Source organism: Acinetobacter sp. F16, assembly GCF_052712855.1.
Map to the genome: position 1 here is coordinate 1 of NZ_JBRATK010000001.1, position 13,860 is coordinate 13,860.

The 13,860-nt window shown below is 39.4% G+C and carries 12 protein-coding genes and 3 tRNA genes; 10 read left to right on the forward strand and 5 right to left on the reverse strand.

Annotated features, from left to right (window positions below; translation table 11 throughout):
• Window positions 1-337: 337 nt before the first annotated feature.
• Window positions 338-1,372 (forward strand): hypothetical protein, encoded by a 1,035-nt coding sequence (locus ACU0NF_RS00005; protein WP_445659711.1) that lies wholly within the window; start codon window positions 338-340, stop codon window positions 1,370-1,372.
• Between the two features lie 167 nt (window positions 1,373-1,539).
• Here the strand turns inward: ACU0NF_RS00005 and ACU0NF_RS00010 are convergent, their stop codons facing one another.
• A complete protein-coding gene (locus ACU0NF_RS00010) occupies window positions 1,540-2,412 on the reverse strand; it encodes an ATP-binding protein (RefSeq protein WP_445659712.1) in 873 nt (290 codons plus the stop codon).
• Window positions 2,413-2,599: 187 nt separating this feature from the next.
• Between ACU0NF_RS00010 and ACU0NF_RS00015 the strand changes: the two genes are divergently transcribed.
• The 5 genes from ACU0NF_RS00015 (at window position 2,600) to ACU0NF_RS00035 (ending at window position 5,346) form a co-directional block, all read left to right on the forward strand.
• Window positions 2,600-4,111, forward strand: a complete 1,512-nt coding sequence (locus tag ACU0NF_RS00015) for a DUF3336 domain-containing protein (RefSeq protein WP_370982980.1) — start codon at window positions 2,600-2,602, stop codon at window positions 4,109-4,111.
• 163 nt (window positions 4,112-4,274) lie between these two features.
• Window positions 4,275-4,928: a serine/threonine protein kinase gene (locus ACU0NF_RS00020; protein WP_445659713.1), complete on the forward strand. Its 654-nt coding sequence runs from the start codon at window positions 4,275-4,277 to the stop codon at window positions 4,926-4,928.
• A gap of 104 nt (window positions 4,929-5,032) precedes the next feature.
• Window positions 5,033-5,117 (forward strand) — tRNA-Leu (locus ACU0NF_RS00025).
• A 33-nt stretch (window positions 5,118-5,150) separates the two neighbouring features.
• Window positions 5,151-5,224 (forward strand) — tRNA-Trp (locus tag ACU0NF_RS00030).
• A gap of 37 nt (window positions 5,225-5,261) precedes the next feature.
• A tRNA-Leu gene (locus ACU0NF_RS00035) sits at window positions 5,262-5,346 on the forward strand.
• 173 nt (window positions 5,347-5,519) lie between these two features.
• Here ACU0NF_RS00035 and ACU0NF_RS00040 read toward each other — a convergent pair.
• Window positions 5,520-5,723, reverse strand: a complete 204-nt coding sequence (locus ACU0NF_RS00040) for a hypothetical protein (protein WP_067723371.1) — start codon at window positions 5,721-5,723, stop codon at window positions 5,520-5,522.
• Between the two features lie 472 nt (window positions 5,724-6,195).
• Here ACU0NF_RS00040 and ACU0NF_RS00045 point away from each other — a divergent pair, with 472 nt between their 5' ends.
• A complete protein-coding gene (locus ACU0NF_RS00045) occupies window positions 6,196-6,468 on the forward strand; it encodes a hypothetical protein (RefSeq protein WP_370982977.1) in 273 nt (90 codons plus the stop codon).
• A 21-nt stretch (window positions 6,469-6,489) separates the two neighbouring features.
• On the opposite strand, the gene gloB is transcribed toward ACU0NF_RS00045, so the two are convergent.
• Entirely contained in the window at window positions 6,490-7,221 is a 732-nt protein-coding gene (gene gloB / locus ACU0NF_RS00050) for a hydroxyacylglutathione hydrolase (protein ID WP_445659714.1), read from the reverse strand.
• Window positions 7,222-7,441: 220 nt separating this feature from the next.
• Here gloB and ACU0NF_RS00055 point away from each other — a divergent pair, with 220 nt between their 5' ends.
• Window positions 7,442-8,263, forward strand: a complete 822-nt coding sequence (locus tag ACU0NF_RS00055; protein ID WP_445659715.1) for a PhzF family phenazine biosynthesis protein — start codon at window positions 7,442-7,444, stop codon at window positions 8,261-8,263.
• A 139-nt stretch (window positions 8,264-8,402) separates the two neighbouring features.
• The gene (locus ACU0NF_RS00060) at window positions 8,403-11,168 is read left to right on the forward strand and encodes a M16 family metallopeptidase (RefSeq protein ID WP_445659716.1); all 2,766 of its coding nucleotides are present in this window, start codon (window positions 8,403-8,405) and stop codon (window positions 11,166-11,168) included.
• Window positions 11,169-11,517: 349 nt separating this feature from the next.
• Here the strand turns inward: ACU0NF_RS00060 and ACU0NF_RS00065 are convergent, their stop codons facing one another.
• A complete protein-coding gene (locus tag ACU0NF_RS00065; RefSeq protein ID WP_445659717.1) occupies window positions 11,518-12,582 on the reverse strand; it encodes an amidohydrolase family protein in 1,065 nt (354 codons plus the stop codon).
• 123 nt (window positions 12,583-12,705) lie between these two features.
• Entirely contained in the window at window positions 12,706-13,101 is a 396-nt protein-coding gene (locus tag ACU0NF_RS00070; protein ID WP_131319003.1) for a DUF3144 domain-containing protein, read from the reverse strand.
• A 109-nt stretch (window positions 13,102-13,210) separates the two neighbouring features.
• On the opposite strand from ACU0NF_RS00070, the gene ACU0NF_RS00075 reads away from it, so the two are divergent.
• The gene (locus ACU0NF_RS00075) at window positions 13,211-13,843 is read left to right on the forward strand and encodes a hypothetical protein (RefSeq protein ID WP_131319005.1); all 633 of its coding nucleotides are present in this window, start codon (window positions 13,211-13,213) and stop codon (window positions 13,841-13,843) included.
• The last annotated feature ends 17 nt before the right edge of the window (window positions 13,844-13,860 follow it).

The window sequence follows — 13,860 nt, forward strand, 5'->3', positions numbered from 1 at the left end:
TGGTATTGCCACTCGTTTTGAAAAGTTGGCTCGTAATTATAAGTCCATGTTGTTCTTGGCTTGTTTGTTTATTTGGTGCAAAGCAAAATGAGGACACGCCCTAGAAAAATTACATAATAAAGTTGCATTAACAGCTTTTTAATATTGCTGGAAACATACATTAAAATTACAGAAAAAAATTTGACTCTAATTACTATTGTTCAATCAATGCCATGCGAGATCAGGCAAGAAATAGATTAAGGATGGTGATGGAGTTTCATCAACTTAATTTTTATACGGTAAATGTCCATCTTTTCATTAAATAAAAATGCAAATAAATTTTAGGGAATAGAATCTCATGAAAAAGAAAACCACATTATTTGGAATTGCTTTTATCTCTGGTTTATTGAGTGCTTGCGGAGGCGGAGGAGGTAGCTCCGATAGCCCGTCATCTGTGACCACTCCTCCCAATGTACCAAATGATACTATTTCTCCAGAACTTTCAGATGAGTTTGTACCCTTTAAAGATCAGCTTGTGCTGGATAAAATTAATGGCAACACCAGTAATGATACCGATTACAACGTCGCACTCGGTCATATGATTGCAGAGTCCTTTGGTGATTATCCTTATGGGCGTACTGCTCGCCTGGTACAAATTTATAACCTGGGTATAAACAGTATTAAATATCCGAACGTTTTATGTGCCGAAGTAACAAAGACAGATACTGTAAAGACCCTTAAATTAAAAGATAATAAAGACAATTGCGTCATTCTGGATAAAACCTATCGCAAGGGTTCGAGCATTACCCAAACGGTCAATGGAAATACCACCACTTTGACTTTTAACAATGTACGTTATGGTTCCAATGTCGATTTCAACCTTAAAGATGACTATCTGATTTCTGGTACGATCGTTCATAGCAAAGCAAAAGATGCATCTGGTGCATCAGAAACCTATAAAATTGATCAGCTCGAGTTTCAGCGCATAGCCGAAAATACCACTGCGCCTGCGTCCGGAATGGGTTTTAGTGAAGACAGTAAGGAATATCTTCAGGTAATCAATTATAGCTACAGTTTAGTAGATGATTATGGCAATGGAAGTAATGGCAACCGGACTTTAAAGAGTCAGGGGACTATTATCGGTCAGCCTTACCTGGCGGATTTCCGTTACAAATTTGATTTTAATACCACGACTCCATTCAAGATGGAAGAAGTCGCATTGAACAATTTTGAACATCTTCCGGTTGAGGGGACTTTGAAAATTACTGATCGTTATAATCAGGTGATCGAAGTGAAACAAAACCAGCCTAGATCACTTAAAGCGACTGTCTATTTCAATGGCAGTGAAATTACGGACCTACTGTGGTCAACGATTATTGGCGATAAAAAATAAAATCCGATATAAAAAAACTCCGCTTTTGCGGAGCTTTTTTAATGATTGAGTGAACTTAATATTTAAATTTTTAAAATAAATTGAGAGGTTTCTACAATTATTTGAGAAATTTCTACAGTCATGAAAGTCACTTTATTATTCATACTGGGATTTCCATTATGAAAAACTTATAAAGATTTTAATTGCTGTGAACCAATCCAGTGTTTAGAAAACTGATAGGCTGCACGCCCTGAACGTTGCCCACGAGCCTGACACCAGCGTAATGCTTCAGCACGTGTATGTTCATCCAAAGGTATATTGGCTTTTGCTAAATAATGTTCAACGATTTGCAAATACAAATTTTGGTCCATAGGATAAAACGACAACCACATCCCAAAACGATCAGATAACGAAATTTTCTCTTCAATCGCTTCCTGAGGATGTAATTCGTTATATTGTGGAACATCAACCCGCGTTACCGGCGTATTTTCATGCATGAATTCAGGCAGTAAATGACGGCGGTTACTGGTCGCATAAATAATAAAATTACTTGAACCAGATTGTAATGAACCATCTAAAACACTTTTTAGACTGCGATAATTTTCATCTTCTGCGTTAAAGGCTAAATCATCACAATAGACAATAAATTTTTCAGGACGGTTTTCAATCAACTTCTGAATAAGGGGAAGGTCAGACAAATCATCACGTTCAATTTCAATTAAACGTAAGCCTTCTGCTTCGTATTGAGTGAGCAGGGCGCGGACAATGGAGGATTTACCCGTACCACGTGAGCCAGTAAGTAAAACATCGTTGGCTGGTAAGCCCTTGAGAAATTGCAGGGTATTTTGGATCACTTTTTCTTTTTGTCTTTCAATACCTTTTAAATCGTTCAAATACATTTTTTTGGGTTGTTGAATGGCTTTTAATTGTTGGTCTTGCCATTTAAAAGCAGAGGCTGAAAAGTCGGTTTCCTGTTTCAGCTGTGGTAAATTTTGCTGTAATTGTTGGAGTACATTAGAAAGTGCTTGTAAAATATGCTCAGGTAAATCGATTGTTGCCATGATTGTTCAGCTTATACGTGTAAAAGTAAAAAGGGGAGTTTTACTGAAGAACTGTATATCAAATAGTCAGGATTTGCCAATGGAATAGGCATTTTTGCAATCATCATCCCTTGAGTTTTCTGTCAATGTTATGTGTGATAAGCTGTCAGAAAGGCGAAATAAAAATGAAAGTGTTTGAGGGATAGATATGCTATTTAAAGATTTCACACAAGATATTAATCCACATCAAGCGTATCGCATAAAAAAATTAAAGCGCCAACTTGAAACAGCTGAAACTTATGAAGAATGGAAGAGTATTGCATTAGAAATAGATGAAGAAACGGGCGCTCAAGAATGGAAATATGATAACTGTTCACCTTATTTTGATGCCGAAATTATTTCCGAGCGATTAAGCCGCTTAAGACGCTACCGTTTCCAAAAACGTACTGAAGATCTCATGTATATATTACGTGAAGGTCTAAGCTATGATATTGCCAATATTGCCAATCCAATGTTATTTACTGCCACCTATGTGGGAACAAAAAAAATCATAGAAGATTATGTGGAAGAAGTCAGTGAAAGTCTGGCCTACATTGCCTCAGAATCGTGTTCTTGTTTATGTCGGGCCGAGAAAATCGAATTTTTCGAACATTGTAAACAGGCATATGGTCAACCTGCCATCATGTTTTCAGGTGGTGCGACCTTGGGGTTGTTTCATACAGGTGTGTGTAAGGCATTGCTGGAACAAGATTTAATGCCCAAGGTTTTATCGGGTTCAAGTGCGGGTGCCATTATGACGGCAATGTTAGGCACTTCAAAACCGTCCGATATTTCAGGTCTTTTAAATGGTGAAAATTTCTTTAGTGAAGCTTTTCATTTTCGTAAATTTAGCGAAATTATAAAAGGCAACGGGGGCGTTGCCGATGTGAAATACCTCAAGAAATTCTTGATTGAGAATTTAGGTGATGTGACTTTTGAAGAAGCGTTTAAAATCTCCGGTTTGCATATTAATGTGGCTGTTGCCCCTTATGATGCTTCACAAGAAGCCCGGATTTTGAATGCCTATACTTCACCAGATTTGCTGGTCTGGAGTGCAGTATTGGCATCTTGTGCTGTGCCTATTTTATTTCCACCGGTTAAACTCACCAGTAAGCGTCAAAATGGTCAACTCACCCCTTATATGGCAAATACACGTTGGGTAGATGGCAGTGTGCGCAGTGATTTCCCTCAAGAGAAAATGGCGAGACTGTATAATTTAAATTACACCATCGCCAGTCAGGTCAATCCTCATATTGTGCCGTTTATGCAAAGTGATGTTGAGCGTTACCGTCGAGATCTGCTGAGCTGGCCAGAACGGATTGTTCGCCGTCAGGGTAAAGTGATTAGCAAAGGGATTATGGACTTTGCCCGGGGGCGGGTGGGGAAAATTCCACCAGTGCGACGATTGCTCGATCATGGTTTTGGTGTGATTGATCAAGGTTATTATGGTGATGTAAATATTGTGGGTGATTATAGCTTGCGACACTATAGTTATATGTTTCAGAACCCGCGGCCATATTTGTTCAAATTGTTGCAACGTGAGGGTGAGCGGGCGACTTGGCCTAAAATAACCACCATTGAAACGCATGCCCGTGTAGGTAAAACCATTCTCCATTGTCTGGAACTTTTAAATTATCAAGATGATCCCGCACAGAAACAAGCAGAATTTATTGCGGTTTAATGCTGAAGATATTGCTTGCTTTAATTTGATTCTAAAGACCAAGCCCAAAAGTTTAACTTTTGGGCGTTCTTTATTTAGCTTTGAATATCAGAGGCAACTCTATTGGCTAAAAACACAAGCATGCAATGTAAACCAGAGTTATGAAGCTGGATTTTTAAATGAATTGGCTTTTTATCAGCAATATGCAGATCAACTTCATTCTTCCAATAACATGCCTGATTTTTTATTACCCTTTCAAGTGATTGCTCATTTAAAAACGGATGGGCAACAAGAGTCGGGCAGAGCAGCCTTGATTTTGAGTCATGCTGAACCGTTATTCAATGATTGTGCTGGCATGTTGCTGAATGAGATTAAAGAGACGCTGTTAAACGTTCTGGATGTGGTTGATCAATTGCATCAACTCGGCTGGATTCATGCGGATTTAAAGCGAGAGCATTTTGTTCAATACCAGCAGCGCGTGTGCCTGATTGATTTTGAACAGGTACAAAAAATTAATTCACCCCAGAATTTACAAAATTTGACTGCAACTCCGCGCTATATGGCCCCTGAACTTTTTCATGCCGAAGAAAAAACCGTACAGACCGATATTTATGCTTTGGGGGTTGTTTTTTATGAATGGCTCACAGGGCAGCGTTTAACAGCGGAAAATTATCAGGATTGGGCGTATTTACATTGCCAACGGTTAAGTATTGAACTTCCAGAACATTTCGCACCTTTTGAAAAGCTTCTATCTGGGATGTTGGCCAAGCAAAAAGAGCAGAGGTTTACCAGTATTTACACCGTAAAACGGGGCTTACTCACTGAAAATGTTCAATAAAAATACAAAAAAACTGTTTTTGTTTTTTATTTAAACAAACAAGTGGATTTTTCATAAAAAGGTCTTGTCAGGATGAATCGATCTCTATAATATACACAGCCATTGGGGACGTGGCGAAATTGGTAGACGCACTGGATTTAGGTTCCAGCGCCGCAAGGTGTGAGAGTTCGAGTCTCTCCGTCCCCACCAATTATTATCAAACTTGTTTGGTAATAAGGCTATAGAGGATTGGTGTAATGGTAGCATGACGGTCTCCAAAACCGTTCGTCAAGGTTCGAGTCCTTGATCCTCTGCCAAGTTTTAAAAAATCTAACATTATGTTAGTACCCTGATGGGGACGTGGCGAAATTGGTAGACGCACTGGATTTAGGTTCCAGCGCCGCAAGGTGTGAGAGTTCGAGTCTCTCCGTCCCCACCATCTAGATATTGAAGCAAGGTTATATACCTTGCTTTTTTATTGTCTAAAATAAATGAAAGATAAAATAAAAAAGCCCCAAGAGGGGCTTTAAAGATGATTCTGAAAAAATGTTTTGAAAAATATATTTTAAATAAGTTATTTTTATCTCGATTCAAACGTGAAATATATTTTTTTTAAGCTTTTAAGTGATCTTCAAATTCTTCACCGAGTTGCATCGCCAGGGAATTACCCGCCAAATCACAAGTCACCAACCCATATTCTTTTTTAAAACTAAAAGTAAATCCGCGATTGTCGGTTAATGTTTTTACCGAATAGCCTAATTTTTCTAGCCAAATACGAAATGCAATTAAATTTTTTGCCTTAACAACTTTCTTCACGAGAGAACTCCTTGTGTATATTAGATACATTGCAGTATTAAATTAATAATAGGGATGCAGTTTTTTTTTTAAAGGGTAGCTTTGTGTGGTTTTTTATAAAATAAATAATTTGTATTTTTTAGCAGCGATTATTGAATAAAAGAATAGCTAAAAATGAAGACCAAATTTATCAAAATGTTGATGAATTTTTTATATATTATTGATTTTAATATAATAATTTGGTTGTATGGGCGGGAAATATTTATACACAATTTTTAATGTAGCAAAATTATTTATATTTAAGCGATTTTTGAGGAATTCTTTAGCAATACCAAGCTGAGTCAGGAAAACCATGATTGTTTTATAAACAAATCGATAACCGTGAAAAAAAATGACAGTGCGTCTGGGTTGGAAAGACGCTAAAGTATATCGCTCTGTACAGGAAATTTTGAACTCCGCCCTGTGTAATCTTGATTAAGATAATTAGACTGAAATGACGACAGAAACCGTTGAACAAAATGTATTGAATCAAATTCAAAATATGCAGCAACAAGATTTAATTCCTGTTGCTGTCATGTTGGGACATGAAGACTGGCTGATCTTTGCGGAACAATCAAAAGTGTCTTATACGCCTTTTGGCAGTGCCAGACGTTATCAGCCTGCTTTAGGTGGCTTGCTCTTGGTTCGGGTGGATGAAATGAATATGACTCGTGTGGTGACTCAAATTGAGCTGGACGCTTACGCACAAACACATCAAATTTTATAAAGCTTTCATATTCGCTTCATATTAAAAATTATCTTTTAATTCTCGTAGACGTTGGAATTCAGCCACGCTTTCAACTCTTAAAAATGGATTGGTGTCCAACTCCAATTCAATTGTGCTGGGCAGCGTGCATTGACCGAGCATACGTTGTGCTTCGACTTTTTCGAAACGCTGTTGAATCGCCAGATTGTCTGGTTCTGCCTGCAAGGCAAATTTTGCATTGGAAAGGGTGTATTCGTGCGTGCAATACACTTTAGTTCGTGCAGGTAAAGCGGCTAAGCGATTAAGAGAATGATACATTTGCTCATATGTGCCTTCAAAAACCCGACCGCAGCCCATCGCAAACAGCGTGTCACCGCAAAAAAGAACATCTATGGCATCAATGAAATAGACGATGTGTCCGAGTGTATGACCCGGCACGGCAATAACTTCAATATCTAAATCATGGAAGGTAATATGGGCGTCATGTTGCAGAGGATGGCTAATAAAAGGAACTTTACTCAACTCATCACGTGGACCATAGACAGGAATATTGCGATTGAGTAAAAGCTCGGGTACGCCGCCTGTATGATCTTTATGCCAATGGGTCAGCCAGATCTGACTCAGCTTTAAATTGTTTTCTGCACAGTATGCTTCTACCAAATGTGCTTCGGTTGGATCAATCGCGACAACTTCCTTACTTGGCGTATGCTCTAATAACCAAATATAGTTTTGTAATTGATTTTTGACATCAATCATATGAATTTGAAAAGTCATGAGATGGGCGATCAATGAGAGAGATATGAATAAGCTAGCGTTAAAGCAGAATTTTTTCTAGTGCAAGATCGCAAATCAATAAGAAAACTTAATTTTCAATAAAGTCATAAATATCTGGGTTTTGTCAAAAAATGAACTATAGAAATTATTTTTAAATCTTTTTCTATATTCAGGTTTTTCAATCGCTAAAATGGCTACAAATAAAATTGGATAAATTGATATGAAAATGTATCAGGTGGATGCGTTCACAAATGAGCTGTTTAAGGGGAATCCTGCAGCGGTGATTGTGACTGAACAATGGTTAGATGAAACACTAATGCAAAATCTTGCCTTGGAAAACAATTTGTCTGAAACGGCCTTTGTGAAAATCATTGATGCAGAGAATTATGAAATCCGCTGGTTTACGCCGACTACAGAAGTGGACTTTTGTGGACATGCGACTTTGGCCAGCAGTTTTGTGCTGTTTAAAGATTTCACCTCTGCAAAAGTTATTCAATTTCATGTGAAAAATCTGGGTATCTTTGTGGTCAGCCAAGAAGCGGATGGCAAAATTAAAATGAATTTTCCTGTTCGCCGTGCAGAGAAAGTTGAGACTTATCCTGAGGTTTTAACTCAAGCTTTAAGCAAGCCCTTCAAAAATGTCTATTTGAATAGTCAGGCCTATATTGTGGAATATGAAAACCCACAAGATGTTATCGATGAAACGCCAAATTTGGAATTGCTGAAACAATTGGGGCGCATTCGAACTGCCATTACAGCACAAGGGACATGCGTAGATTTGGCCTTAACTGCACAAGCTGAGCAATATGATTGTGTTTCGCGTTATTTTGCCCCTGCCAATGGTATTGATGAAGATCCGGTAACAGGTTCAATTCATACCGCCATTGCGCCGCTATGGGCTGAAAAGCTCGCTAAAGTTGAAATTCTAGCGTATCAGGCATCAAAACGTGGCGGGGAATTGCATTGTGTTGTGCTTGAAAATGAACGGATTGAAATTTCAGGTTATGCAAAATTATATATGCAGGCAGAGCTGTATCTATAAAATCTTGTAAATAAAGTTGCTACACAGCCGTTGAAATAAACGGCTCTTTTTTCAAAAAACTACTACTAAAAATCAAAAGCATTTCCTAAGATGTCGTGGGTTATAAAAATTCATATCGTGGAATAAAATTGGAATAATTATGTTAATGCGGTTTAAACAACTTACCATCTCTTTATTATTTGTCGGCATGAGTGCAACCGCTTGGTCACAACCTGTTTTAGTAAAATCTCAACAGAAGATTGAGGAATATAAATTAGATAACGGTTTGCGTGTCGTTCTTGCGCAAAATGACAAAGAAAATAAAGTATTTATGAATACCGTTTATCTCACTGGTTCATTAAACGATCCCCAAGGTAAAGGGGGATTGGCGCATTTATTAGAGCATTTGGCATTTAAAGGCACACAGAATATTAAAGGCGAAGAGTTTCAGCGCCGTCTGGATCAATACACGTTAATGACCAATGCCAGCACCGATTATTATTCAACTAAATATACCAATATTATTCGCCCAGAACAGAATGCAATTAATGAAGTGATTCATCTTGAAGCGGAGCGAATGGATAAGCTGGTTCTGCAAGAAAAGTTTGTCCCTTCTGAAATTTCGATTGTGAAACGTGAACGTGAAGTTCGCATGGATCAGCCTTTTTCGGTCATGATGGACCAGATGTGGAAGTCCGCTTATGGCAATCGATATCTGGGGCGTTTGCCGATTGGCGACTTAAACGAATTACAGTCTATTAAAATGGATGAGCTGAATAAATTTTACCGTACCTGGTACACACCGAATAATGCGGTGATGGTGATATCAGGTAAATTTGATAAAGCTGAAGTGTTGAAACAGATTGATAAAAGCTTCAGTCCAATTGCAGCACGCCAAGTTCCAGCCCAAACTAACGTCCCGGTACTGGATTCAGCCAAAATCCAGAACAGAAACTTTCTGGTACAAAAGGGCAGTGATCTGGCCAAATTCAATATTTATTTGAATGGCAAGAATGAAAAGATCAAGTCTGCACTCGCTTTAGCGCCATATTTATATACCATGCAGCCGAGCGGGCATCTTTATCAAAGTGTGGTCGAAACAGGGGTAAGTACCGGGGTTCAGTCCACCACTTGGCTAGATCAAGACTTTAATCTGGTGTTTATGGGCGCTGTTTATGCCCCAAATCATGATGCGAAGAAAGTCCAGTCGGAATTGATTTCAGGGGTAGAGAAAAACAAGCCGTTTAATGAAACCGAGCTGAATCGGGTCAAAAATCTGATTCAGAATCAGGCAGACAACATCCAGACTAATGCCGCAGCATTGGGTGGACGCTTGAGTGATTATTACGTCTCTTATCAAGGCAATTGGTCACAATATTTTACTGATCTGGATAATGTGAAAAAACTCAAGCTCTCTGAGGTCAATCAAACCTTAACCCAGTTTTTAGTCCCTGAACATCGTATTTCCGGGGATATCAAACCGACTCCAGAAGATCAGAAAAAGGCACTAGAGCAAAAACAGGCATCTGAACAGCCTAAAACGCTTGATCAAAGCGATATCAAAGAAGAACCTTTAAAGGATTATAGCGTCTATAAACAAGAGGTTGCTGAATATGTTAAAACCTCGAAACAGTATTTAGTCGATACCGAAAAGAAAATTCAACGCGGAACATTGCAGAATGGAATTAAATACGCATTATATCCAACAACGACACGTGATGACAAAACCTATGCCACCATTTCTGTCGATTTTGGTACGGAAAAATCCTTATTTAATAAAGGTGAAGTGCTCGATTTGATGGCGTATTTATTATTGCGTGGTTCAGATCAATATAGCTTGCAGGATATTGCCGATAAATCCATTGAAGCGGGTGGTGGTGCCACTGCAACCGCATCCGCCAATAGTATTAGCATTCAGATTGTGGCGAAAAAAGAAAAGTTTGATGATTATTTCAAGTTTATGATGCAGGTTTTGAAAAATCCGAAGTTTGAACAATCTCAGTTTGACTTGATCAAATCGCAAACTTTATCTGCATTAGACCGTCCTTATACCGAGCCTGAAACCGTTGCTGCGCTCACCATGACCCGATTGCTTGAAACCTATCAACCCGGTGATTTGCGTTACCATTTTGAGCCGGATCTTGCCAAGCAACAAATTAAAGCTGCCACGGTTGAGCAAGTGAAGAAGCTGTATCAGGATTTCTTTGTCAGCAACCATGCACAAATCGCGATTACCGGTGATTATCAAGCCAAACCCATGCTCGCATTAGTGCAAAAAGAGTTTTCGGATTGGAAAGCACAATTGCCATATCAACGTCTAAGCTCTGATTATCAAGCGTATCCGGCACAGAAAATTCATGCTTTATCTGAACAACGCGAGTTCGGCAGTTATCAATCTATTTTGACTTTCCCAGCCGGTGCAAATCATCCTGATGCTACAGCGTTAATCGTATTTAGTTATATTTTAGGAGATTCACAACTCTCTTCACGTTTAGCTCAGGAATTACGTGAAAAAAATGCTCTGGTATATGGCTTTGGCAGTAATGTTGAACTGGATGACTGGGTCGATTCTGGTGCCTTAACCATTGATGCCAATTATACTGCAGGTAAATCGGCGCAAGTTTCCCAAGGTGTGCGCAAAGTCTTAAATGACCTGCTCACTAAAGGGGTGACCGAGCAAGAACTGGAAGCAGCGAAAGCCAATATCCTGAAAAAACGTGTGACGACTTTGGAAGATGAGCGCAATATTCATCAAATGTTAACGCCGCAATTAGAACGTGATCGTGATTTATTGTTCCGTGAAAAGCGTGATCAGGCACTGGCAAAATTGACCAAAGCCGATGTAGATGCCGTGATCAAGAAATACATGAAACTGGATCAGCTGGTTGAAGTTATGGCGGATCAGTATGGTAAAAAAGTAAAATAAACTGCTTGAAAACTTCTTAAGCGAAAATTTTAAAATCCTCCATGAGTGGGGGATTTTATTATTGTTGTTTCAATATACTCAATTAGGTTGCCCGATAGCTAAAGCCAATTCTGCCGATGATGCCTGCAAGAACTGCTAATTGGGGATGCCATCCGTAGATTAAAAAGAAGAATACATAGACACCGCAGCCCATTAAGATAGAGCCAATGGCGATGTCTGTATTAAGGATGTTTGATGATTTGTTGGTAATAGTAGGAAGTCATCCAACCAAAACTTAGGATTAAGCTCATACAGCAAATTTTTTGACTTAAGCTAATATCGGTAATCTCAAACATGACGGGATGTTGGTTTAAAGCCGATAAAACTGCTTTGCATTATGATGAAACACCTGCTGCAATGCGTTCGGATCATAAGCTACCACTGCATCGCTAAAGGCATCAATAATATTCACCAAGGATGAGCTGACGCGATCCATCGGGAAGTTGGACGCAAACATCACCCGATATGTTCCAAAACAGTGGAGTACATGGCTAATCAGTGGCATGGCTAAATCATAAATTTCCTGTTTACTGGCCAGCCGATCCTGCTTATGGAATTGATGACCTAAGACAGGCATCAACAAGCCTGACATCTTGGTGTAGACATTTGGGCATAGGGCAAGTTCGGCAATATCATCTTGCCAGCGAATTAAAATATTTTCCCGGGCTATTTTGGTCATTCCTGTCAGGGTTCCGACTTGACCAAATAATCCGGCAGGTGTTCCAAAATGATCCAGCACAATCGAGGTTTCAGGGAATTGTTTGGCTAAGGCAATCACATCACTGAGCTGAGTTGAATAAACCCAGGCATCAAACGTTAACTTGTTTTGTGCTAAAGCTTCGAAGCCTTTAAGAAACTTTTTATTCAAATATAAATGCGGTTCATCCGCCCAGGCATGAATGTCTGTATCTTCATGTACCGCAGCCATTTTACGAATGCCTTTAAAGCGCGGTGAGGCCTTTTGATGTAGCTGTAAAATCTTCTTAAAATTGCTGTCCCGTGGATCTGCTGTTGCAACAATACCGCCCAGCTTTACCGTTCCGAGATTAAAGGGCAGGGATTCAATGAACTTTGTTTCGCCTATCACGCCTTTGCCTTTATTTTTATGCCAGCTGGCTTCTACATGCACCACTTGTTCTACCTGATAATGCCCAATATCTTGCACATAATTTTCAGGTAAATAAGGCGCTGTAATGTGATTGGTGAGTCCCACCGTTTCAATGAGATCATCTGACTTAATCAGGCGAACGAATTTATCGAGCAAATAAGGATGCTTGCCCAATAACTTAACTGCCAAAGCTGCCGCATGGGGCGTGTTATAGGGATCCCATTGGTGAATATGCGCGTCAATAATTGCAAAATCCAGTTGTTGCATGGGCTTATCCTTAATTCATCGGTTTCTTTTATTCACCTTACTGCAAACTCATCGGGCTTTGAATGACCTTTTATCCAAAAGTAGCGGCGTAAAAAAAGCCCTTACGGGCTTTTCATTACATGATCAGTGTTTATGATCATGGTCATGCTTGTTGGCATGAAATTCTTCGTTATGACGGAAGCGAAGATAGTTTTCAAACTGTTCGCAATATTCATCATAGTTGTCTTCAAGCATCATCTGAAACTGCTGCATGATGTATGACATGACCTGGTCTTTGGCATCACGCATTTCATTGCCGTCTTTAAAGTTATTGGCTGCTACCCAGGTATTAAAACGTGCAGTACCAAACAACATTGCAGCACTGACTTGACCGCGCATTTCAGCGGGCTTTACTTGTGAACCTTTTTCAACACGACAAAATTCATTTGCTTGTTTGATAAATTCATCGGCACGTTCAAAAAAAGCAGCATTTAACGCTTCTTCTTCGGTTACATCTGTTGCTTCAATCTTTTGAACCATGAACTTTTCCTGCAAAAACGATCTAATGGCATATTATAGGCAAAGCCTTGCAGAAACTAAACCTTTGGATTAATCTAAAAATAGCCTAAGTATAAACATGGATAGTCCAATGCAAGATGCCATTGCGGTACAAAGTTTAAAAAGTGACATTGCCTTATTGCGTCAAAACATTTGGCCACCTGCAAACTTGGCCAATGTGGAAGGCTTGCCGATTTATTATGGCTCGAAGTCAGAAGTCGAAGAATATTACCGACAATGGACGGGGCTGATTGAAAGGGCACAAGATCTGTTTCAGCCCTTTATGGAAGATGAAACCCTTGATGCGGTGCATTTACCCAGCCATTTGAATTTGCCGTTGTTTTATTTTCATGTGGATCGCATCCGGATTAACAAAACCCGTGCCAAAGAGTCGAAAACCTTTCGCGGCATTGCCAGCCTGATTGATAAATGCGGGCAATTTGAGCCTGAACAAATTCAGGCCATGCGACTCTGGTTAGACAGTGATGATACCGCTGCCCTGGTTGCACACCGTGAATTTGTTGATTTGCGCACTTATGTGTTTCAGCATGGGCAAAGTGAATACACCCGCACCCGATTTTATGTAAATGGCATTGTGCTCAGTACAGAACCGCACTTTGAATTGGTCGATGCCCGAGATAAACCACGTAAACAGCGCAATGATAGTTATAGTGACCCACTGGCTGATAATAATACCTGGAAAATCTTTGGCAAATATCGCTAAGCAAATGTGATGTCGAA

Excerpts from the sequence above, each read along its gene's own strand:
- ACU0NF_RS00010 (WP_445659712.1), bottom strand. The coding sequence starts at position 2,412 with ATGGCAACAATCGATTTACCTGAGCATATTTTACAAGCACTTTCTAAT.
- ACU0NF_RS00070 (WP_131319003.1), bottom strand. The coding sequence starts at position 13,101 with ATGGTTCAAAAGATTGAAGCAACAGATGTAACCGAAGAAGAAGCGTTA.
- ACU0NF_RS00060 (WP_445659716.1), top strand. The coding sequence starts at position 8,403 with ATGTTAATGCGGTTTAAACAACTTACCATCTCTTTATTATTTGTCGGC.
- ACU0NF_RS00075 (WP_131319005.1), top strand. The coding sequence starts at position 13,211 with ATGCAAGATGCCATTGCGGTACAAAGTTTAAAAAGTGACATTGCCTTA.
- ACU0NF_RS00065 (WP_445659717.1), bottom strand. The coding sequence starts at position 12,582 with ATGCAACAACTGGATTTTGCAATTATTGACGCGCATATTCACCAATGG.
- ACU0NF_RS00005 (WP_445659711.1), top strand. The coding sequence starts at position 338 with ATGAAAAAGAAAACCACATTATTTGGAATTGCTTTTATCTCTGGTTTA.
- ACU0NF_RS00045 (WP_370982977.1), top strand. The coding sequence starts at position 6,196 with ATGACGACAGAAACCGTTGAACAAAATGTATTGAATCAAATTCAAAAT.
- ACU0NF_RS00055 (WP_445659715.1), top strand. The coding sequence starts at position 7,442 with ATGAAAATGTATCAGGTGGATGCGTTCACAAATGAGCTGTTTAAGGGG.
- ACU0NF_RS00015 (WP_370982980.1), top strand. The coding sequence starts at position 2,600 with ATGCTATTTAAAGATTTCACACAAGATATTAATCCACATCAAGCGTAT.
- gloB (WP_445659714.1), bottom strand. The coding sequence starts at position 7,221 with ATGACTTTTCAAATTCATATGATTGATGTCAAAAATCAATTACAAAAC.